The organism is Flavobacterium helocola (assembly GCF_038289885.1).
GTDB classification, from domain to species: Bacteria; Bacteroidota; Bacteroidia; order Flavobacteriales; family Flavobacteriaceae; genus Flavobacterium; species Flavobacterium cheniae.
Window position 1 is genome coordinate 50869 of the sequence record NZ_JBBYHT010000006.1, and the last position, 23913, is coordinate 74781.

The 23913-nt window shown below is 32.9% G+C and carries 17 protein-coding genes; 10 read left to right on the forward strand and 7 right to left on the reverse strand.

Annotation, left to right across the window (positions count from 1 at the left end):
- Nucleotides 1-55: 55 nt before the first annotated feature.
- Nucleotides 56-874, reverse strand: coding sequence for a M48 family metallopeptidase (locus tag AAEO58_RS11975; protein ID WP_341683618.1), 819 nt, complete (start codon nt 872-874; stop codon nt 56-58).
- Nucleotides 875-1041: 167 nt separating this feature from the next.
- On the opposite strand from AAEO58_RS11975, the gene AAEO58_RS11980 reads away from it, so the two are divergent.
- Nucleotides 1042-1905, forward strand: a complete 864-nt coding sequence (locus tag AAEO58_RS11980) for an alpha/beta hydrolase (protein ID WP_341683619.1) — start codon at nt 1042-1044, stop codon at nt 1903-1905.
- 34 nt (nt 1906-1939) lie between these two features.
- Here the strand turns inward: AAEO58_RS11980 and AAEO58_RS11985 are convergent, their stop codons facing one another.
- The 5 genes from AAEO58_RS11985 to AAEO58_RS12005 all read right to left on the reverse strand — a co-directional run bounded on the left by AAEO58_RS11985 (nt 1940) and on the right by AAEO58_RS12005 (nt 8738).
- Nucleotides 1940-2665, reverse strand: a complete 726-nt coding sequence (locus AAEO58_RS11985) for an LOG family protein (RefSeq protein WP_262318678.1) — start codon at nt 2663-2665, stop codon at nt 1940-1942.
- A 32-nt stretch (nt 2666-2697) separates the two neighbouring features.
- Nucleotides 2698-5532: an excinuclease ABC subunit UvrA gene (uvrA, locus tag AAEO58_RS11990; RefSeq protein WP_341683621.1), complete on the reverse strand. Its 2835-nt coding sequence runs from the start codon at nt 5530-5532 to the stop codon at nt 2698-2700.
- An 85-nt stretch (nt 5533-5617) separates the two neighbouring features.
- Complete coding sequence (locus AAEO58_RS11995; RefSeq protein ID WP_341683622.1) at nt 5618-7435, reverse strand: chloride channel protein; 1818 nt, start codon at nt 7433-7435, stop codon at nt 5618-5620.
- A 54-nt stretch (nt 7436-7489) separates the two neighbouring features.
- Nucleotides 7490-8155, reverse strand: coding sequence for a DNA alkylation repair protein (locus tag AAEO58_RS12000; protein WP_341683624.1), 666 nt, complete (start codon nt 8153-8155; stop codon nt 7490-7492).
- Nucleotides 8142-8738: an acyl carrier protein phosphodiesterase gene (locus AAEO58_RS12005; protein ID WP_341683625.1), complete on the reverse strand. Its 597-nt coding sequence runs from the start codon at nt 8736-8738 to the stop codon at nt 8142-8144. The genes AAEO58_RS12000 and AAEO58_RS12005 overlap by 14 nt, the downstream gene beginning before the upstream one ends.
- Before the next feature lie 101 nt (nt 8739-8839).
- On the opposite strand from AAEO58_RS12005, the gene glmM reads away from it, so the two are divergent.
- The gene (gene glmM / locus AAEO58_RS12010; protein WP_341683627.1) at nt 8840-10237 is read left to right on the forward strand and encodes a phosphoglucosamine mutase; all 1398 of its coding nucleotides are present in this window, start codon (nt 8840-8842) and stop codon (nt 10235-10237) included.
- A gap of 35 nt (nt 10238-10272) precedes the next feature.
- Here glmM and AAEO58_RS12015 read toward each other — a convergent pair whose 3' ends face one another.
- Nucleotides 10273-12246 (reverse strand): endonuclease, encoded by a 1974-nt coding sequence (locus AAEO58_RS12015; RefSeq protein WP_341683628.1) that lies wholly within the window; start codon nt 12244-12246, stop codon nt 10273-10275.
- Between the two features lie 245 nt (nt 12247-12491).
- On the opposite strand from AAEO58_RS12015, the gene AAEO58_RS12020 reads away from it, so the two are divergent.
- The 8 genes from AAEO58_RS12020 to trpB all read left to right on the forward strand — a co-directional run bounded on the left by AAEO58_RS12020 (nt 12492) and on the right by trpB (nt 23787).
- A complete protein-coding gene (locus AAEO58_RS12020; RefSeq protein ID WP_341683629.1) occupies nt 12492-15242 on the forward strand; it encodes a gluzincin family metallopeptidase in 2751 nt (916 codons plus the stop codon).
- Nucleotides 15243-15425: 183 nt separating this feature from the next.
- Nucleotides 15426-17828, forward strand: coding sequence for an alpha-ketoacid dehydrogenase subunit alpha/beta (locus tag AAEO58_RS12025; RefSeq protein ID WP_341683630.1), 2403 nt, complete (start codon nt 15426-15428; stop codon nt 17826-17828).
- Nucleotides 17829-18034: 206 nt separating this feature from the next.
- Nucleotides 18035-19435 carry an anthranilate synthase component I family protein gene (locus tag AAEO58_RS12030; protein ID WP_341683631.1) on the forward strand — a complete coding sequence of 467 codons (1401 nt, stop codon included), beginning with the start codon at nt 18035-18037 and terminating at the stop codon, nt 19433-19435.
- Nucleotides 19436-19510: 75 nt separating this feature from the next.
- Entirely contained in the window at nt 19511-20074 is a 564-nt protein-coding gene (locus tag AAEO58_RS12035) for an anthranilate synthase component II (RefSeq protein ID WP_341683632.1), read from the forward strand.
- Nucleotides 20075-20118: 44 nt separating this feature from the next.
- Nucleotides 20119-21111 (forward strand): anthranilate phosphoribosyltransferase, encoded by a 993-nt coding sequence (gene trpD, locus AAEO58_RS12040; RefSeq protein ID WP_341683633.1) that lies wholly within the window; start codon nt 20119-20121, stop codon nt 21109-21111.
- A gap of 75 nt (nt 21112-21186) precedes the next feature.
- Nucleotides 21187-21972 (forward strand): indole-3-glycerol phosphate synthase TrpC, encoded by a 786-nt coding sequence (gene trpC / locus AAEO58_RS12045; RefSeq protein WP_341683634.1) that lies wholly within the window; start codon nt 21187-21189, stop codon nt 21970-21972.
- Complete coding sequence (locus AAEO58_RS12050; protein ID WP_341683635.1) at nt 21969-22610, forward strand: phosphoribosylanthranilate isomerase; 642 nt, start codon at nt 21969-21971, stop codon at nt 22608-22610. Before trpC ends, AAEO58_RS12050 begins: the two co-directional genes overlap by 4 nt.
- A complete protein-coding gene (trpB, locus tag AAEO58_RS12055; protein WP_341683636.1) occupies nt 22594-23787 on the forward strand; it encodes a tryptophan synthase subunit beta in 1194 nt (397 codons plus the stop codon). The genes AAEO58_RS12050 and trpB overlap by 17 nt, the downstream gene beginning before the upstream one ends.
- Nucleotides 23788-23913 lie beyond the last annotated feature (126 nt).

The following is a 23913-nucleotide window of genomic DNA, read 5'->3' on the forward strand; positions in this document are numbered from 1 at the left end:
TTAAAATAAAAAATCCCGACACTGTCGGGATTCAAATATAATAGTAATTTTTTAATTATTTGAAAGTAACACCAAACTTAGCTGCTTCCGCTTTTGCTTGAGGAATTAAAGCTGTTAATTCTTTAATACGTGTTTCGTTACTTGGATGTGTACTTAAGATTTCTGGTGGCGCTTGTCCTCCTGAATTAGCAGCCATACGTTCCCAAACTTTCACAGCATTGATTGGGTCATAACCTGCAATTGCCATTAATGTAAGTCCAATCATATCAGCTTCGCTTTCATGAGAACGGCTAAATGGTAACATTCCTCCTACTTGAGAACCCACACCATATGCTTGCATAATTAAAGCTTGCGTTTGAGGATCTTTATTACCAACAGCTACTTGAGTTCCTACGGCTCCTAATTGTTGTAAAAGTCCTGCGCTCATACGTTGTTGTCCGTGGTTTGCCAATGCGTGAGCTACTTCATGTCCCATTACAGCAGCAATACCTGCATCGTCTTTACAAATAGGTAAAATTCCAGTGTAAAAAACGATTTTTCCTCCTGGCATACACCAAGCATTTACTTCTTTACTATCTACCAATTTATATTCCCAAGCATAACCTTCTAAATAATCGGCATGACCATTAGCAGTTAACCATCTTTCTGAAGCCGTTTTGATTTTAGTACCAATTGTTTCAATTCTTTTTGCATCCGCAGTTCCTTTTATAACCTTATTCTCAGATAAAAATTGATTATATTGTTGAAAAGCAGATGGGAAAATTTGACTATTAGGAACTAATGCCATTGTACTTTTCCCTGTAAACGGATTTTTAGCACATGATACAACGAGTACCAAGATAGCAAATGCGATAAATTTAAATTTGAAATTCATGAGTGAAAAATTTTTACGAAAATACGATTTATTGTTTGATAACTCTGTTACTTTTCCAAATTTTATGCCATTATTCAATACTATTAGAATTGCATTTTAACTTTATTTTATAAAATCTATAGTACTTCAAATTTACATAAGTTGTAACTTGCACCAAATTTAAAAAAATGCCTAAAAAGAAACAAAAACAAGCACAAGTTATAGAAATACCTAAAGCTATTTTGTTAACAGCAAAGTTTTTACAAGCTGTTTCTCCTTCTCTTACCACTAAATTTGCTGCCAAACTTTTTACAACTCCAATTCGTCACAAATTACCAAAGCGTGAACTGCATATGGAACGCGATAGTATTCAAAAGAGTATTGTTATTCCAGAAATCCAGAAAGAAATTGTGGTGTATGAGTATGGCAAAAGTGATAAAAAAGTACTTTTAGTCCATGGTTGGTCTGGAAGAGGAACACAATTGGTGAAAATTGCTGATGAATTGCTGAAAATGGGTTACATGACCATTAGTTTTGATGCGCCAGCACACGGTAAATCAAAAGGAAATTCGTCAATTATGATTGAATTTATTGCTTCTATTTTAGAAATTGAAAAGCAGTATGGACCGTTTGAATTTGCTATTGGTCATTCACTTGGAGGTATGTCGGTTTTGAATGCAATTAAACAAAATCTTCAAGTTAAAAAAGCTGTAATTATTGGAAGTGGTGATATCATTCAAGATATTATTGATGATTTCATTTGTAAACTACAACTAAAACCTGAATTCGGAATCAAATTAAGAGATCATTTTGAAGCAAAATTTGGTGGAAAAATGGACGATTATTCCGCTTACAAAGCAGCAGAAAAAACAGAAATTCCTGTATTCGTTATTCACGATAAAGATGATGATGATGTTTCTGTAAAAGCGGCTTATAATATACAAAAACATTTAAAACAATCTGAAATCATGATAACCGAAGGTTTAGGGCATCGTAAGATTTTAGGAGATGAAACCGTAATCCAAAAAATTAGAGAATTTATTTCAAAATAAAAAAAGTCCTTCGAATGAAGGACTTTTTAGTTTTTTAGAAGTTAGGTGATAAATTGTATTTTTTGTAGAAGTTATCTAACGCTTCCAATACTTCATCTTCTGTATCTACTACTTTGATTAAGTTCATGTCTTCTGGATTGGCATTTTTCATTTTGTCAATCATCACCGTTTTAATCCAGTCTAATAAACCTGACCAAAATTCGGTTCCTACTAAAATAATAGGGAATTTTCCAATTTTCTTAGTTTGAATCAACGTTACTGCTTCGAATAATTCGTCTAATGTTCCAAAACCTCCTGGCATTACCACGAAACCTTGTGAATATTTTACAAACATTACTTTTCTCACGAAGAAGTAATCAAAGTTTAAGTTTTTATCTTTATCGATATACGGATTAAAGTGTTGCTCAAAAGGCAATTCGATATTTAAACCTACCGAAATTCCTCCTCCATAATGCGCTCCTTTGTTTCCTGCTTCCATGATTCCAGGACCACCACCTGTAATTACACCATAACCCGCTTTACTGATTTTGAATGCAATTTTTTCGGCTAATAAATAGTTTTTATCATCTGGTTTTGTTCTTGCCGAACCAAAAATAGATACACAAGGACCTATTCTTCCCATTGATTCATATCCATTTACAAACTCAGACATAATTTTAAAAATTGCCCAAGAATCGTTTGATCGTATTTCGTTCCAAGTCTTTTGCTTGAATTTTTCTTGAATTCTATGATCGTCGTTTTCGTATTGATCTGCTGCCATATTCGTTTCGTTTTAATTTTTAAAAAAGCCTGCTAAGATAATTCTTTTTTCAAAAACTGTGCTGTGTAGCTTTTTTTATTTTTTATAATTTCTTCCGGAGTTCCTTTTGCAACCACTTCTCCACCACCTTTTCCACCTTCGTAACCAATGTCAATTACATAATCGGCTAGTTTTACAACATCTAAATTATGTTCTATGATTAATACCGTATTTCCTTTTTCAACTAATACATTAATAACATCCATTAAAACTCGAATGTCTTCAAAATGTAACCCAGTGGTTGGTTCGTCTAAAATATAAAAGGTATTTCCTGTATCTTTTTTAGATAATTCGGTTGCCAGTTTAATACGTTGGGCTTCTCCACCAGAAAGTGTTGTGCTTTGTTGCCCTAACGTGATATATCCCAATCCAACATCTTGAATTGTTTTTACTTTTCGATAGATTTTCGGAATATTTTCAAAGAATTCTACCGCTTCATCCACAGTCATATTCAACACATCAGAAATTGATTTTCCTTTATAGCGAATTTCCAAAGTTTCTCTGTTGAATCGTTTTCCCATACAGGTTTCGCATTCCACGTAAACATCAGGTAAAAAGCTCATTTCGATGGTTCTCACACCCGAACCTTCACAGGTTTCACATCTTCCGCCTTTTACATTAAAACTAAATCTTCCAGGCTTATAACCGCGAATCATTGCTTCTGGCGTTTGCGTGTATAAACTTCTAATTTCCGAAAAAACATCAGTATAAGTCGCTGGATTTGAACGCGGTGTTCTTCCAATCGGACTTTGGTCGATGTCGATTACTTTATCGATATGTTCTAAACCTTCAATTTTCTTGTAAGGTTGTGGTTTTTTTACCGCATTGAAAAAATGTGCGTTTAATATCGGATACAATGTTTCGTTAATCAATGTCGATTTTCCACTTCCCGAAACACCCGTTACGCAAACTAATTTTCCCAACGGAATTTCAATCGAAACATTTTTTAAATTATTTCCTGTAGCGCCTGATAATTTGATGGATTTACCGTTGCCTTCACGACGTGTTTTTGGCACTTCAATCTTCATTTTACCGTTTAAATATTGTGCGGTAATGGTATCTTCTTGTAATAGTTCTTTCGGTGTTCCTTTACTGATGATTTGCCCTCCAAAACGACCAGCTTTTGGACCAATATCAATAACATAATCGGCACGTTCAATCATGTCTTTGTCGTGTTCTACTACGATTACCGAGTTTCCGATGTCGCGTAAACTCTCTAAAGATTTTATCAATCGCTCATTGTCTCTTTGATGCAAACCGATACTTGGTTCATCTAAAATATACAAAACACCTACCAATTGCGAACCAATTTGCGTTGCCAATCGAATACGTTGCGCTTCACCACCAGAAAGCGATTTTGAACTTCGGTTTAGTGATAAATAATTCAAACCAACATCTAACAAAAATTGTAGGCGAGCGGTAATTTCTTTAACAACCTCAACGGCTATAACTTTTTGTTTTTCAGATAAATGATTGTCTAAATCAGCAAACCAATCGGATAACTCGGCAATATCCATTTGGACTAATTCGCCGATATTTTTTCCGTTTAATTTGAAATATAACGATTCTTTTCTCAATCTTGTTCCTTTACATTCTGGACAATCATTTTCGTCCATAAATTCTTTTGCCCAGCGCTTAATACTTGCTGAATCGGAATTATCGTATTGATTTTTGATAAAATTTGAAATTCCTTCGAAATCGATTTTATAGTCTTTGGTAATTCCCATAACCTTTGATACGACTGAGAATTTCTCGTTTCCACCGTATAAAATCATATCCATTGCTTCCTGCGGAATGGTTTCGATAGCATCGGTTATTTTGAAATCGTATTTCTGTGCGATAATTTCCAATTGCTTGAAAATCCATGAACTTTTATATTCGCCCAAAGGTGCAAAACCACCATTTTTTATCGATGATTTCGGATTTGGAATGATTTTCTGTAAGTTGATTTCATTCACAGTTCCTAATCCGTTACAACATGGACAAGCGCCTTTTGGAGAGTTGAATGAAAAATTATTTGGTTCAGGATTTGGATACGAAATTCCAGAAGACGGACACATCAAATTACGGCTGTAAAAGCGTACTTCTTGACTTTCTTGTTCAATCACCATCATTACGTCATCACCATGGTACATAGCGGTTTTGATACTTTCCGATAAACGTTTGTCGGTATCTTCTTCAGTATCAATTGCCATTCTATCAATAACAATTTCGATATCGTGTGTTTTATAACGATCGACTTTCATACCAAATTCCAAATCCCGAATTTGACCATTTACTCGAACTTTCAAGAAACCTTGTTTGGCAATTTGTTCAAATAATTCGCGGTAATGCCCTTTACGAGAACGAACAACTGGTGCTAAAATATTGATTCGTTTGCCATTAAAATCTTCTAAAATCAACTGTTTTATTTGGTCATCAGAATACGAAACCATTTTTTCGCCAGAGTTGTAGCTAAATGCATCTGCACCTCTCGCATACAACAAACGTAAGAAATCATAAATTTCTGTAATAGTTCCAACAGTTGAACGAGGCGATTTACTGGTCGTTTTTTGCTCAATCGCAATCACAGGTGAAAGTCCGTCGATTTTATCTACATCTGGACGTTCTAATCCGCCTAAAAACTGACGTGCATAAGCAGAGAACGTTTCGATATATCTTCGTTGTCCTTCAGCATAAATCGTATCAAAAGCCAATGACGATTTTCCGGAACCTGATAAACCAGTAATAACCACTAGTTTTTCACGCGGAATAGATACATCAATATTTTTAAGATTATGGGCTCTAGCACCAATAATTTCGATAGTTTCTTCTGTTGTGTGTTGCATAATTTTTGGCAAAACGCAAAGATACTGATTTTAGTGCGAAAATTTAGGTTGAAGCAAGAATAAGAATTTGTTAAATAAAGACCTTTTATTCAATAATCATGGATTTCAAACGATGTCTATATTTTTCTAAAATTAATTGTTTGTACATAAAACCAAGAAAAATTCCGTTTTTCAGCACTGGTAAAACTTTACATTCAGAAGAATCGAATTTATCCATGATGGTTTCAAGGGTTTCATCATAAAAGATAATTTCTTTTGGTTGTTGCATGATTTCTTCAACAGCAGTATATTTTACTTTGAATTGTGAGAAAACAATTGGTCGAATTTCATCCAAATGAATAAGTCCAAGTAGTTTGTTTTTTTCGTCTAAAACTGGAAAAATATGTTCATCAGATTCTTGAATTTTTTGAACCAATTCCTCTAAACTATTGCTCAAAGAAATTGCTTTAAAATCGGTTTGAATAAGTTTAGAAACATCAATAGAATTTAAAATATTGGTATCGCGATTATCTGTAAAAACTTCCCCTTTGTCCGCTAAATTTTTAATATCAAATGAATACGGCTCAAAACGTTTAGAAATGGCAAAACTTACCGAAGACACAATCATTAAAGGAACCATCAAATTATAACCGCCAGTAATTTCAGCAATTAAGAAAATTGCAGTTAACGGCGCATGAAATAATCCACTTAGTATTCCAGCCATTCCTACTAAAGTAAAATTACCAACAGGAAGTTTTGTAAATCCAATTAAATTAAAAAAAGTTGCTACCGAAAATCCCAAATAGGAACCCACAAATAGCGATGGTGCAAAATTACCTCCATTTCCACCAGCACCTAATGTTAAACTGGTTGCATACACTTTAATTAGCATAGTTACACTAACAAAAATCAATAAAATCCAGGATGAATCTTGGAAGCGTTCAAAAACTGTATTTTGCACTAATTTTCCAGATTGATTGTCGGCTAAAAGTTTAATGCTTTCATATCCTTCTCCAAAAAGTGATGGAAAAAAGAAAATCAAAATCCCTAAAATTCCCGCTCCAAACAATGCTTTGTTAATGTAATTGAACCTTAATCTTGCAAAAAAATGTTCGATTTTTCGAAATGTTCTGGCATAATTTATCGAGACAAATCCGCTTAAAACTCCTAGCAAAATATAATAAGGCAAATTATGAAAATCAAAAAACTGTACCTTTTTAAAGGAGAATAAAATGGTATCGTTCAAAACTATTGTAGAAATTAAAGCTCCAGTAGCAGCACTAATCATAATTGGAATAAATGCCGTAATACTAATCTCGGCTAAAACTACTTCGATAGCAAACAAAACACCTGCGATTGGCGCGTTGAAAGCAGCACCAATTCCGGCGGCAACTCCACAAGCTAATAACAGCGTTCTATCTTTATAACTCAGTCTATAATTTTGTGCATAATTACTACCAAAAGCTGCTCCAGTAATGGTAATTGGTGATTCTAAACCTGCGCTTCCGCCCATACCAACGGTAAATGAACTTGTAATTATTTGAGCAAACATTTGCTTTCTAGGCATAATACCTCGCTTTTTGGCAACGGCATACATAATTTGCGAAGTTCCTTTTTCTATAGAACCATCTAACACTTTTTTAATAATGATAACTGTGATGATAATTCCAATGATGGGTAAAGTACTATTACTAAAAGGAAGGTGAAGTATATCATCTAATTTTTGGGACGATTTAAAAACCCAATGCGCAAAAGTTTTCAGAATAATTACCGCCAAAGCAGAAGAAATCCCTACTAAAACACACGATAAATAAATAAATTGTCGTGGTGTAAGTAACGATTTCAAAAGAAAAATAAACTGTTCTAAACGTCTAAAATTCTTATGAATTAAGTTTTTAAAAGAAAACGTTTTTTTTCTTGGCATTATTTTTAAGTATTTTACGAAGGTAAATCTTTAATCTGAAAAATAAAACAAAAATTATAGTAAACGTAAGGCTTCTCTACTACTTAGAGGCTTTAAATTTGTACTGTTTACATAAGCTGTAACACCTGATGGATTAAAACGACTATAATCGCGTAAAGCCCAACCGATAGCTTTTTGAATGAAAAACTCGTTAGAATGTTTGTGTTTTTCGCATTCTGATATAAGAATTTCGAAATTTGTTTTTTCTTTATAACTCAACTGAAATAAAATCGCACTTCGGTTCAGCCACATGTTTTTTGAATTTGAAAAACGTTCGATTACTTTTAAAGTTTCCAATGGAAATTGTTGTAAATAACCGCCCAATAAATATTTTGCAATTGTATCTACCGAATCCCACCATGAGTTGGTGATAATTAATTTTTCAATGAGTTTAATATCTTCAATAACAAAGTTTTTCTTGGATTCTTTTACTAATAAATCAATTCCGGTTAGATGAAATTCTCGTTCTTTCATTTGAAATAATTCCCAAGCAATAGTTCTGAAATTGGATTTAATTTCGGCTTTATTTTGCTCATAAATTGATTTAAAAATCGCTCGTCTTTTCTCAGTTTTTATTCCTAAAAAAGAAAAATTATTTTTCATGTAATTCTCCATCGGAACTGCCAATTCTCTATTGGATTCTTTCCGAAAATGTGTTTTTAATTCGTTACAAAATTTCATTTAATTCAGCGATTTTTTGTTGGCACGAAACAGTTAATTCTTCAAAGAAGAGAAAAAATTCCGATTCAAATTCGGTATAAAAATCTTGTAATTCCACAATCGCTTCTTGCATATTGGCTCTGTGCTTAGTCTTATAATCCATCTGAAAAAGTATCATTTCTAAACCAGCGATAGTTGCATAGCTAACAAACCAATTTCTAGCAATCATATACGGCATCATTCCTTTAATTCTCTCGGTTAAAATATCGTAATTGTCTTGTAATAATTGATAGAAATCGTTGGCATAATTTTCTAATTTTTCGTCAGAAAACTTGCTCCAGTTTTTTGCTAAAAAATGATCATACAAAATATCCATAATCACACCCGAATAATGTCCGTATTTTTCGTGCAAACGATGCTTGCTTTGCCTGTAAATAGGATGCATATCGGTAAAACTATCAATGTGGCGGTGCAATAAAATCCCTTTTTTTATTTCGGAATCGAAATTTTCATAATCATGTCCTTTGATACTATCTGCCATGAAATTCCCGATTTTTAGCAAATCGTTAGTTCCTGATAAGTAAATATGTGCGAGATAGTTCATTTTTTATGTATTCTTTTTGTAAATATATAAAAAAATCTTTGCGTCTTTGCGTCTTTGCGAGCTACATCTTTTATATTTGTATTTCAAAATTAAAACTACACATGACATTAATAAAATCAATATCAGGAATTCGTGGCACAATTGGTGGTGCGGTTGGCGACAATTTAACTCCAGTTGATGCTGTAAAATTTGCATCAGCTTACGGTTCATTTTTAAAAATAAGACACGCTTCAAAAGGTAACGAAAGATTAAAAGTAGTTATTGGAAGAGATGCACGAATTTCGGGACCAATGATTCACAATTTAGTAATGAATACATTAGTTGGACTAGGAATCGATGTAATTGATTTGGGTTTATCAACCACTCCAACAGTTGAAATTGCTGTTCCGCTTGAAAAAGCTGATGGTGGAATTATTTTAACCGCTTCGCACAATCCAAAACAATGGAATGCACTAAAATTATTAAACGAAAAAGGTGAGTTTTTAAGTGGAAAAGAAGGTGAATTAATCTTAGAAATTGCTGAGAACGAAGCTTTTGATTTTTCGGATGTAGACAGTCTAGGCGAAGTTATTGAAAACAATGCTTACATGGATATTCACATAGATGAAGTGCTAGAATTACCTTTAGTAGATGCTGATTTGGTAAAAACTAAGAAATATAAAGTAGTAGTTGATGGTGTTAATTCATCTGGCGGAATTATTATCCCTAATTTATTGGAACAAATGGGTGTTGAAGTAGTAAAATTATACTGCGAGCCAAATGGGCATTTTCCACACAATCCTGAACCTTTGAAAGAACATTTGGGTGATATTTGTAAATTGGTTGTAGAAGAAAAAGCGGATTTCGGAATCGTGGTTGACCCTGATGTAGATAGATTAGCTTTTATTTCAAATGATGGTGAAATGTTTGGCGAAGAATATACTTTGGTAGCCGTTGCCGATTACGTTTTATCGAAAACTCCAGGAAATACCGTTTCTAATATGTCGTCTTCTCGTGCTTTGCGCGATATTACTGAAAAACATGGCGGAACCTACCAAGCAAGTGCTGTGGGTGAAGTAAATGTGGTGGAATTAATGAAGAAAACCAACGCAATTATTGGTGGCGAAGGAAATGGTGGTATCATTTATCCATCATCGCACTACGGAAGAGATAGTATGGTTGGTGTCGCTTTATTTTTAACGTATTTAGCGAATCAAGATAAAACCGTTGCCGAAATTAGAGCTTCGTATCCTCAATATTATATGAGTAAAAACAAAATTGAGTTAACACCTCAAATTGATGTAGACAATGTTTTAGCAACGTTAACCGAAAAATATAAATCGGAAAATATTACCACAATTGACGGAGTAAAAATTGATTTTCCTAAAGAATGGGTACATTTGAGAAAATCAAACACCGAACCAATTATTAGAATTTATACAGAAGCACCAACACAATCAGAAGCTGATGTTTTAGCAGAACGATTTGTTAAGGAATTAAAAGAAATAGCAGGAATTTAATAATAAAAAGGTCAGATTTAAATCTGACCTTTTTATTATTTAACAATTATTTTTTTTGTTGTGGATTGAGTACCATTAGTCACTTTTACCAAATACATTCCGACATGTAAATCCAAATTAATCTGTATTTCATTATTAAAATCTTGGCTTTGCACTAATTGCCCTGTAATGGTATAAATTTCTACTTTTGAACTTCCTTCTAAACCAGAAACAATCAAGTATTCAGAAGCTGGATTTGGATAAACTGCTACCCTATTTTCAATAGGATTCTGAGTTGACAAAGTTGAAAACCATTGTTGACCAAAATTAGCTCCAAAAATATAATCCGCTAAATTAGGATAATCTATAAACGGATTACGATTCATTTGCCAAGTGTAGATGTAATTATTACGATTCATTTCAAAATCGTCTCTTGGATCTGTAGTGTTCCAAGTTAATAGTGTAGCTAAATCTCCCATAATTTGATTTCCAGAAATATCCGAAGGATTACCATTAACTAAATTTAACCCATTGTATCTAACTGCCATGTAAAATAATGCTCTTGCTACATCTCCTCTCCATTTTCCTTGTGTCCCAACTGGACCATTGTAGTCTCCTAAACCAAAATCTTTATTACTTTTTACTCCATTTTCTTGTCCATCTTCTGCGTGTAAGTGGTGTGCATCTGAGTGAGCAGATAAGATGTCGTTAGCATTTGTTGGTAACCAAATACTGATTCCATCCGCTGTAGAAGATGTTCCTCCAGAAAAACCACCTCTTGCTTGCGCAAATACGTGCTCTCTTACCCATTTTCCTACTCCACTACTTCCAACTTGTTGATCTAGTTTAGCTTTTGGAGCTTCAACATAATGCATCCAAACTTGATTGCTGTTTTCAGGATTTATGTCGGCGCTTTTAAGAATTTCCCAAATATCGCCATAACTATGAGCTCTAACAACTGCTGGATTAGCAATAATATCTTGAAGCGCTTGCTTTAAAGCATTTCCAGACAAACCTTCTAATGAATCATAATATCCAGCTGGAATAGTTGGTGTTACCAATCCATAAGTTGGACTTAAAGGAGTTCCGTAAGATTGAACTATAAAATCGTTATCGTAAACTCTTACTGTAATGTTATTATTATTTAAAACATAACCTAAAGACAACGGTTGAACATTAATTAACATTTCTTCATCTCCTTCATCAACACTATCATCCGTTAAAATAACATTTGTTTGAGCTGAGCTTTGACCTACTGGAATTGTAACAAATAAATTTCCAGAATAATCGCTATTGTTAAAATTACCATTATTAAGGGTGAAATTTATACTGAGGTTTGCAGTAGTAACTGGTTGACTTGTTGTGAAAACAACATTAAAGTTGTTTCCTTCATTATAAATTGTTTGAGAAGTTGAAACAGAAACATAGTTTAAAACAATTCCAGTTCCGTCATTATTAACTCCGGGAGTTGGTGCTTTAACCTCATAAGTCCCATCATTTTTTCTTTGTATAGATTTTGAAACCGAAGTTGATGTCTCTATATTTATTGAACTAACAGTTAAATTTAAAATAGACATTAAATTGGTTGCAACTAAAGTGTTACTATTTGAATAAGCAACTGCATCTATTAAATTAGTTAAAGTTGCTAAAGTTCCTGAAGTAGATGTATAGGGAAAATCAGAACCATTTCCAAGATATAACGCTACAACATCTGGCCCATTTTGAATATTACTATTAGGAATACTTCCTGCAGGCGATGGTTCGACCATAACATTACCAAAATGAACAATTCCGTTAATATCGGTCACAAAGCCATCTAAATCATAGGTATAATAACTTGATGAGTTAGATTCATTAAAAAAAACAAGCACATAACCATCCAAAGGAAAATTTGGAGTACTCGATTTTAATTCAACAAACTCCATAACGTCGCTTCCAGGATTATCTGCATCTATCTCATTAATAACAACTTGAGAATAAGAAAACATTCCTAGAAATAGGAATAAATAGGTAAGTAATTTTTGAGGCATAAAAACTAATTTTATCAAAAATACGAATATAAATATGAAAGTAACTTTATTTTATACCAATACTTGCTAATTTTAATTCTTTTTTAAGGCTATTGTACGAGTATTTTTATATTTTGCATTTATTTAAAGCAACTTTTTACTTTATTTGTCATCTAACTGAAACCAATTCATTCAATTTGAAATTTTTAATCAAAATAGTATTTTTAATATTTCCGCTTGTTATTTTTTCTCAGCATTCTTCAAAAATGTCTGTTAGAATTAATACAGAAGAAAAAACGCTATTGATTCATCAAGTTTTGACATTTAATAATACAAGCAACGATACGCTAAAACATATTATTTTAAATGATTGGAATAATGCCTTTTCATCAAAATCGTCTGCATTAGCAAAAAAATATTCCGATGAATTTGTGAGAGCATTTCATTTGGCTAGTGAAAAAGAAAGAGGTTTCACTTCAATTAAGACAGTTGTAGATGCTAATTATCAATCTGTAAATTGGAAAAGACCAAACGAAAAAGTAGATTTGGTTAAACTAGAGCTAAACCAACCTGTTTTACCTTTTTCGAAACAAACTTTTACCTTAGTTTATGAAGTAAAAATTCCAGATGCTAAGTTTACGCGATATGGTTATGATAACAATGGTAGAATTACCTTAAAAAATTGGTATTTGAATCCTTCTCGATACGAACATAAACAATTTGTTCAACAGAGTAATGAAAATCTTGATGACATACCAAATGCTTTTTCTAATTTTGAAATTGAATTTGAACTTCCAAAAAAATTCAATATAACCAGTAATTTAGCTGAAGCCAATTCGTTTGAACTTGCAGACACTAAAAAGGTTGAACTGAATTCAAAAAATAAGAGTGAAGTAATTATTACCATTCAACCTTCAAACACGTATCAAACTTATAAAAACGAAATCATTGAAGTAAGCTGTGGAATTGAAGATAACAGAGTTAGCGATATAGATAAAGCTATTATTTTTGATAAAGTAAGTCGTTTTACAGCATCAAAATTAGGTTTACCTCTTACTTCTAAAATCTTAATCTCTCAAGAAGATTATGCACGTCAGCCGTTTTATGGATTAAATCAGTTACCTAGTTTTTTGAGCCCGTTTTCTAATGAACTAATGTTCGAATTAAAGTTTTTAAAAACCTATTTAAACAATTATCTAAAAGAAAATTTAAATCTAAATCAAAGACGCGATTATTGGATTTATGACGGAATTCAGATGTTCATCATGATGCAATATGCCGATGAATATTTTCCTGAACTGAAAATGACTGGTAATGTGGCTAATTTAAAAATATTAAAATCTTACCATTTTATCAATCTCGATTTTAACCAACAATACAACTATTTGTATATGTTAATGGCTCGTAAAAACTTAGATCAAGCTTTAAACGAACCTAAAAATCGTTTGATAAAATTCAACGAGCAAATTGCAAGTAAATATAGAGCTGGTTTGAGTTTAAAATATTTAGACAGCTATTTAGGAAACGATATTGTTCACAATACTATTAAAGAATACATTCAAGAAAATCAATTTTTAGGAACCAATTCACGTCAGTTTGAAACCATTTTAATCAAAAATAGCCCAAAAGATATCGATTGGTTTTTCAGAACCGTAATAGAAACCCGCGATTTAATTGATTATAAATTTGGAAAAGTAACCAAAACAGAAGATTCACTTTCTGTAAATATCATTAACAAAACCAATACTAATGTTCCTATTTCATTATATCAATTAAAAGATGATCAAGTAGTTAACAAAATTTGGTTGACTAATATCAAAACCGATTCTACTATAGTGATTCCAAGAATGGGTGCCGATAAATTAACACTTAATTACAATAACGAAGTTCCAGAATACAATTTGAGAAACAATTGGAAATCATTAAAAGGCTTTTTCTTCAACAATCGTCCGTTTAAATTTGTCTTTTTTAAAGATTTAGAAGAACCCTATTACAATCAAATTTTCTTTGTACCAGAAGTAGAATTTAATATTTATGATGGTATTGCCTTGGGAATGCGAATCAATAATAAATCGATTTTAAACAAACCTTTTACCTTTAGTGTTACACCAATGTATTCGAGCAATACAGAAACTCTTGTAGGTAAATTTTCTGCTTTTGTAGATGATAACATTCGCGAAAAAGGTAAATTATACAACATTCGATATTTAGTAACTGGTAGTCGCTTCCATTACACAAAAGATGCCTTCTATAGCTATTTTATACCTGTTATACAATTTAGATTTCGTGATGAAAATCTCAGAACTAACAAAAATGAATTCATCCAGTTAAGACAAGTTTATGTCAACAGAGATAAATCAGAATTCGTTACAGATTCAAATACAGAGAATTATAATATTTTTAATGCTAAATACGGTAATTATCAATCAGAAGCCACAAAACATTTCTCTCTGTTAAACGATTTACAAATTTCAAATTCATTTGGAAAAGTTTCTACAGAAATTCATTACCGAAAATTGTTTGAAAACAATCGTCAAATCAGTTTTAGATTTTTCGCTGGAGCATTCATGTACAGAAGTACAAATTCTGAATTTTTTAGTTTTGGATTAGACAGACCAAACGATTATATGTTCGATTATAATTTGTTAGGTAGAAGTGAAACTACTGGAATTTATAGTCAACAATATGTTTATGCAGAAGGCGGATTTAAATCTAAATTAGATACAAGATTTGCTAATCAATGGATGACCACTATTAATGGAACATTCAACATTTGGAATTGGATTCAAATTTATGGAGATGCCGGAATGTTTAAAAATCAATATTCAAGCGCAAAATTCGCATACGATTCAGGCTTACATTTAAATTTAGTTCCTGATTATTTTGAACTTTTCTTACCTGTTTATTCTTCAAATGGATTTGAACTAAATTCTAATAATTATGGCGAAAAAATTCGTTTTGTAGTCACTTTAAGTCCAAAAACATTAATTTCTCTATTTACCAGAAAATGGTTTTAATAGCTTTTTATCTTTTTATTTGATAATTCAATAATTAAAAAGCATTTTTAGATAAATTCATTGCGTTTTTCAAATTAAAACTATTGATAATTTAATAATAATTAAAAAAATATTATTCCCCCTATTGTTTTATTACTGGTTTTAATTAAATTTGTTGAATTATCAATTTCGTATAAACGGCTTATGAAAACAGCAACAACATCGGAAGTAGTTTCTTTTGAAGATTTCAAAAAAGAAGTCATTAACGATTATAAAATCGCCCGAATCAGTAGAGAATGTAGTCTTCTTGGAAGAAAAGAAGTACTTACAGGTAAAGCCAAATTCGGAATTTTTGGCGATGGTAAAGAAGTACCTCAATTAGCTTTAGCAAAAGCGTTTCAAAATGGAGATTTCCGCTCAGGATATTATCGTGATCAAACTTTTATGATGGCAATTGGTGCTATGAATATCGAGCAATTCTTCGCTGGATTGTATGGCCATACCGATATTAATTTTGATCCAATGAGTGCTGGTCGTCAAATGGGCGGACACTTTGCAACGCATTCATTAGACGAAAATGGAAATTGGAAAAACTTAACCCAACAAAAAAATTCGAGTTCTGACATTTCTCCTACTGCTGGGCAAATGCCTCGTTTATTAGGATTGGCTCAGGCTTCAAAAATATACAGAAATGTTTCAGGTATCAACCAAACGAACTTCTCCGAAAACGGAAACGAAGTAGCTTGGGGAACCATCGGAAATGCTTCCACTTCTGAAGGTTTATTCTTCGAAACGATTAATGCTGCTGGTGTTTTACAAGTTCCAATGGTAATGAGCGTTTGGGATGACGAATATGGAATTTCAGTTCACGCTCGTCATCAAACAACAAAAGAAAACATCTCAGAAATCTTAAAAGGTTTCCAACGTGATGAAGGAAATAACGGTTACGAAATCTTACGTGTTAAAGGTTGGGATTACCCAGCTTTAGTAGAAACATACCAAAAAGCATCAAAAATTGCTCGTGAAGAACACGTTCCTGTTTTAGTTCACGTACAAGAATTGACACAACCGCAAGGTCACTCAACTTCTGGAAGTCATGAGCGTTACAAAAATGCAGAACGTTTGGCTTGGGAAGCTGAATTTGACTGTGTAGCTAAAATGAAAACTTGGTTAATCGAAAACAATATAGCTACTTCAGAAGAATTAGATGAAATTGACAATAAAGCAAAAAAAGACGTTTTAGAAGGTAAGAAAGTAGCTTGGACTAACTTTACTGCACCAACAAAAGCGGAACAACAAGAATTAGTTGGTTTATTAAATACAATCGCTTCACAAAGTGAAAACAAAGTTTTTATCGAGAAAATCGCTAACGATGTTGCTTCGATAAAAGAACCAATTCGTAAAGATATTTTAGTAGCAGCTCGTAAAGTGTTGCGAATGATTATCAAAGAAAATACTCGTGCTACTTTAGCTACTTGGATTGAAAATTATACGGAGAAAATCCAACCAAAATTCAGTTCGCACTTATTTTCGCAATCAGATAAAACCGTTTTAAAATCAAAAGAAGTAGCTCCAACCTATGATGCAACTGCTGAAGACGTAGATGCGCGTTTGGTGTTAAGAGATAACTTTGATGCTATCTTCTCAAAATATCCAGAAACCTTGATTTTTGGTGAAGATTCAGGAAACATTGGTGACGTAAACCAAGGTTTGGAAGGCATGCAAGAAAAATACGGAGAATTACGCGTTGCCGATGTGGGAATTCGTGAAGCTACTATTTTAGGTCAAGGAATCGGTATGGCAATGAGAGGATTGCGTCCAATTGCTGAAATTCAATATTTAGATTATTTATTGTACGCTATTCAAATCATGAGTGATGATTTAGCAACGTTACAATACAGAACAGCAGGTCGTCAAAAAGCACCGTTAATTATAAGAACTCGTGGTCACCGTTTAGAAGGCGTTTGGCATTCAGGTTCTCCAATGGGAATGATTATTAATGCAATCAGAGGAATTCACGTTTTAGTTCCAAGAAACATGACTAAAGCTGCTGGTTTTTACAACACCTTATTAGAAACTGACGAACCTGCATTAGTTGTAGAATGTTTGAACGGTTACCGTTTGAAAGAAAAAATGCCAACGAATTTAGGTGAATTTAAAACACCTATTGGAGTAGTTGAAACCATCAAACAAGGAACTGATATTACGTTAGTATCTTACGGTTCAACATTACGTTTGGTAGAACAAGCAGCAAACGAATTAGAATCAGTTGGAATTAGCGCTGAAATTATTGATATTCAATCGTTATTACCTTTCGATATTAATCATGATATTGTGAAATCGGTAGCGAAAACAAATCGTTTATTAGTAATTGACGAAGACGTTCCTGGTGGAGCAAGTGCATACATTTTACAAGAAATTGTAGAAAATCAAAAAGCTTACCAACATTTAGATAGTGCACCGCAAACATTGGCTTCAAAAGCACACCGTCCTGCATATGGAACCGATGGAGATTACTTCTCAAAACCTTCAACAGAGGACATTTTTGAGAAAGTGTATGCGATTATGAATGAGGCAAATCCAACAAAATATCCAAATTTGTATTAAAAAATTTGTTTATTCGAAAATTAATTAGAAATATTTGCAACATACAATTAAGAAAATGATTTCAATTTTAAACAATACTTGGTGGTGGTCTAACTTACGTCAAACTTCGTGAGCGAAACCTGCTATAGTATAATTTAAAACCAAATACATAGAAAAGGCTTGTCAATCACGACAAGCCTTTTTTTATTGCCAAAAATTAAACAAATATGAAAAAATACAAGTTACATACTAATTATAAACAAATTCTAGCCGACACCATTACGCCAGTAAGTGTTTACTTGAAAATTCGTGATAAATTTCCTAATAGCATCTTGCTAGAAAGTTCTGATTATCATGCAAATGACAACAGTTTTTCGTACATCTGTTTCAATCCGGTTGCTTCGATTAAAGTGGAAAATCAAAAAATTGAAACGAATTTTCCTGATGGTTTTTCAGAAATTATCCCAATTGATACTGATCTAAACGTGGCTAAAGAAATCGAAAATTTCTCTAATCAATTTGAAACGGAAAAGTCGGATTTTAAATTTATTACGCAAGGATTATTTGGCTATTTAGCTTATGATGCGATTCAATATTTTGAGAAAGTTTCGATTACAAAAAAATCAATAGAAAACGAAATTCCCGAAATCTTTTACGCTGTTTATCAAAACATTATTGCTATTAATCATTTCAAAAACGAAGCGTATTTATTTTGTCATAGTTTTGATGGAAGCAACAATATCGCTGAAATCGAACAATTATTACAATCGAAAAACTTTGCTTCCTTTTCGTTTCAAAAATCTGGAAACGGAACATCTAATTTAACTGATGATGAATTCAAAAACTACGTTTCGATAGCAAAAAAACATTGCTTACGTGGTGATGTATTTCAATTGGTGTTATCTAGAAGATTTTCACAAGATTTCAAAGGCGATGAATTCAATGTTTATCGTGCTTTACGAAGTATAAATCCTTCACCCTATTTGTTCTTTTTCGATTATGGAAATTTCAAAATATTCGGTTCATCACCCGAAGCGCAATTAGTAATAAAAAATAATTTCGCCGAAATTCATCCTATCGCAGGAACATTCAAACGTACCGGAAACGACGAACAAGATGCCGAATTAGCTAAAAAATTAGGCGAAGACTCTAAAGAAAACAGCGAACATGTCATGTTGGTCGATTTAGCAAGAAACGATTTAAGCCGAAGTTGTAACGAAGTAAAAGTAGATAGATACAAGGAAGTCCAATTTTTCTCTCACGTGATTCATTTGGTGTCAAAAGTATCAGGAAAATTAAAAGAAAATCATACTTTTATGGAGTTGGTAGCCAAAACATTCCCAGCCGGAACATTAACCGGAGCACCAAAAATAAAAGCCATGCAATTAATAGAAAACATTGAGAAAACCAACAGAAGTTTCTATGGTGGTGCTATCGGAGTTTTAGATTTTGAAGGCAATTTCAATCACGCGATTATGATTCGTTCCTTTTTGAGCAAAAATCATACGTTACATTTTCAGGCTGGAGCCGGAATTGTAGAAAGTTCATCAGAAGAAAACGAAATGCAAGAAGTGTACAACAAGTTAGGCGCTTTGCAAAAAGCTTTAGATTTAGCAGAAAACATATAAAAAGGTTTCAAGTTTCAGGTTTCAGGTTAATTGGAACTTGAAACTTGAAACAAAAAAAACATGAAACAAAAAAACATGAAAATAGCAGTTATAGACAATTACGACAGTTTCACCTACAATTTAGTCCACTATTTAGAGGATTTGAATGCGAATGTAACCGTTTTTAGAAACGATGAATTCGAATTAAATGAATTAGAAAAATTCGATAAAATTCTACTTTCGCCAGGACCAGGAATTCCTGATGAAGCGGGTTTATTGAAAGATGTTATCAAAAAATATGCTACTACTAAAAGTATTTTCGGAGTTTGCTTAGGATTACAAGCTATAGGAGAAGTTTTCGGCGGTACTTTAACCAACTTAGAAAAAGTCTATCATGGTGTAGCTACAAAAGTCACAAAAATCGAAGACGACTTCATTTTCAATAATTTACCAAACGAATTTGAAGTTGGGCGCTACCATTCTTGGGTAGTTTCAAATGAAAACCTTCCGGCTGAATTAATCGTAACTTCTACTGATAAAAATGGTCAAATTATGTCGATGAAACACGCTCATTTTGATATTCGTGGTGTTCAATATCATCCTGAAAGTGTCTTAACTCCATTCGGTAAAAAAATCTTAGAAAATTGGCTTTTGAATTAGTTGTCAATATTCAGTAATAAGTGTTCAGTAAATAAAAAATCCAAATGAAAATTATATTAAACCGATTAATAAATCACGAAATATTAACGAAAGCTGAAGCTAAAGACGTTTTGGTCAATATTTCTTCTGGAAGTTATAATCCAAGTCAAATTGCAGCATTCATGACCGTTTACATGATGCGAAGTATAACCATTGAAGAATTAGCAGGTTTCCGTGAAGCTTTGCTAGAATTGTGTATACCCGTTGATTTTTCAGCATATAATACTATCGATTTGTGTGGAACTGGTGGTGATGGAAAAGACACCTTCAATATTTCCACTTTAGCATCTTTCATCGTAGCTGGTGCTGGAATTAAAGTTGCAAAACACGGTAATTATGGTGTTTCATCCATTTCGGGTTCAAGTAATGTAATGGAAAAAATGAGTGTAAAATTTACGAATGATTCCGATTTCCTAACTAAATCGATCGAAGAAACAAATATTGCTATTTTGCACGCACCACTCTTCCATCCGGCTATGAAAAATGTAGGTCCGATTCGAAAAGAATTAGGCGTAAAAACGTTTTTTAATATGTTGGGGCCTATGGTAAATCCATCGTTTCCAAAAAATCAAATGGTTGGTGTTTTTAGTTTAGAATTGGCTCGAATGTATGCGTATTTGTACCAAAATACTGAAACCAACTACTCTATTTTACATGGATTAAGCGGCTTTGACGAAGTTTCGTTGACTGATGAAGTAAAAATTATATCCAATACATCTGAACAAATTTTAAAACCATCGGATTTCAAACTACCTGAATGTCAACTAGCAACCATCAAAGGCGGAACAACCGTTGATGAATCAGCTAAAATTTTCTACGACGTCATTTCTGGAAAAGGAACAACGGCTCAAAATAATGTAGTTTGTGCTAATGCAGCCATCGCCATTCAAACTGTTGAAAAATCGAATTATGATGAAGCTTTAGTAAAAGCGCAAGAAAGTTTATCAAGCGGAAAAGCATTGGAAAAATTAAAAAAATTAATTGCAATAAGTAACTAAAATTTGTCAATTCGAGCGCAGTCGAGAACTTATGAACATCTCGACTCCGCTCGATGTGACACAAAACTCAAAACCATGAATATCTTAGATAAAATAATCATCGATAAAAAACGTGAAGTCGAACTAAAGAAAAGCATCATTCCCGTTTCGCAAATAGAAGCTTCTGTTTTATTCAATTCTCGAACCTATTCAATGAGTAAGTTATTAAAAAACAGCTTTTCAGGAATTATTGCGGAGCATAAACGTCGTTCGCCTTCAAAAGCCATTATTAATAACAATCATTCAGTAGAAGATGTAGTTTTAGGATACCAAAATGCGGGAGTTTGCGGAATTTCGGTTTTGACAGATGCTAAATATTTTGGTGGAAGTTTGGATGATTTGTTATTAGCAAAAGCTTCAGTAAATATTCCATTATTACGAAAAGAATTCATTGTAGATGAATATCAAATTTTAGAAGCCAAAGCTTACGGAGCCGATGTAATCCTATTAATTGCAGCGGTTTTAACTCGAAAAGAAATCAAACAACTTTCAGAATTTGCGCATAGTTTAGGTTTAGAAGTATTGTTAGAAGTACATAATTTAGAAGAATTAGAAACAGCCATAATGCCAAGTTTAGATATGATTGGTGTTAACAATCGTAATTTAAAATCCTTTGAAGTGAGTTTGGATTACAGCAAAGAATTAGCATCTAAAATTCCAGACGAATTTGTAAAAGTTTCAGAAAGTGGAATTAGTTCAATTGAAGCAGTCAAAGAATTACAAAAATATGGCTATCAAGGCTTTTTAATGGGCGAACATTTCATGAAAACAGAAAATCCTGGTTCGGAAGCTCAAAGATTCATTCAAAAATTAGTGATATGAAAAACGTAAAACTAAAAATTTGCGGTATGAAATATCCTGAAAACATTAAGGAGATTTCAACTCTAAATCCTGATTATTTAGGTTTTATTTTCTGGGAAAAATCAAGTCGAAATATGAATTTGGAAACAATTCCTGAAATTCCTAAATCTATTAAAAAAGTTGGGGTTTTTGTAAATGCATCCATACAAGATATTATTTCAAAAGTGAATCAATATCAATTAGAAATAGTGCAATTACATGGAAATGAATCTGTTAACTATTGTAGAAACGTCAAGAAATTGGGAGTTGAAGTAATTAAAGTGTTTTCGATTGGAGATAAATTCGACTTTACAACTATTAAAGAATATGTGCTATTTGTTGATTATTTCCTTTTTGATACCAAAGGAAAGTTACCTGGTGGAAACGGTATTACTTTCGACTGGAAAATAGTAGAAAATTATCCCTACGAAAAACCCTTTTTCTTGAGTGGTGGCATAGGAAAAACTGAAGTGGATGCTATAAAAGATTTCTTCAAAACCGATGCCGCAAAAAAATGTATTGCCATAGATGTCAATAGTCGATTTGAAACAAAACCAGCATACAAAAGTGAAATAAAACTAAGAAAATTTAAAAAATTGCTTTATGAAAACGAAATATAATGTTGATGAAAATGGATTTTATGGCCAATTTGGAGGAGCTTTCATTCCCGAAATGTTATACCCAAATGTGGAAGAATTAAAAGAAAACTACTTAAAAATAATGGCTGAACCTTCTTTTCAAGAAGAGTTTAACGACTTATTACAACAATTTGTAGGTCGTCCAACGCCACTGTATTTTGCTAAACGTTTGTCAGAAAAATATAACACTAAAATCTACTTGAAGCGAGAAGATTTGTGTCATACAGGCGCGCACAAAATCAACAACACAATCGGACAAATTTTAGTTGCCAAGCGTTTAGGGAAAAACAGAATCATTGCTGAAACTGGCGCAGGTCAACACGGTGTAGCAACAGCAACGGTTTGTGCATTAATGGGATTAGAATGTATCGTTTATATGGGTGAAGTCGATATCAAAAGACAAGCGCCAAATGTAGCCCGCATGAAAATGTTGGGAGCAGAAGTTCGTCCAGCAACTTCAGGTTCGAAAACCTTAAAAGATGCGACTAATGAAGCCATTCGTGATTGGATTAACAATCCGATTGATACGTTTTATATTATTGGTTCTGTGGTTGGACCTCATCCTTATCCCGATATGGTGGCACGTTTTCAAAGTGTGATTTCTAAAGAAATTAAATCCCAACTTTTAGCTCAAGAAGGCAAAGAAAACCCAGATTACGTAATTGCTTGTGTGGGCGGTGGAAGTAATGCTGCTGGTGCTTTTTACGAATTTTTAGATGAAGAATCAGTGAAATTAATTGCTGTGGAAGCGGCTGGACATGGCGTAGATTCTGGAGAAAGTGCTGCGACTTCGGTTTTGGGTAAAATCGGAATTATTCACGGAAGTAAAACCTTATTAATGCAAACTGAAGACGGACAAATCACAGAGCCCTACTCTATTTCAGCAGGATTGGATTACCCTGGTGTAGGGCCGCTTCATGCACATTTACACGATACCAAAAGAGCGGAATTTATCGCAGTTACCGATTCCGAAGCCATGCAATCTGGATTAGAAGTATCAAAAACGGAAGGCATTATTCCTGCAATTGAAACCGCTCATGCTTTTTCAGTTTTGGATAAAAAACAATTCCAACCTAATGATATTGTGGTTATTAACCTATCCGGAAGAGGTGATAAAGATTTGAATACTTATATTGATTATTTTAAATTTAGTGAATAATAATTAGTGAATAGTAATTAGTGAAAAGTGATTAGCTAAAAACTTACATGAACTTTTAGAAACTTTATAAAAAAGTTAGTATATCAACTTATATGACTTATATGTTTAATAAAATCATTGCGCACT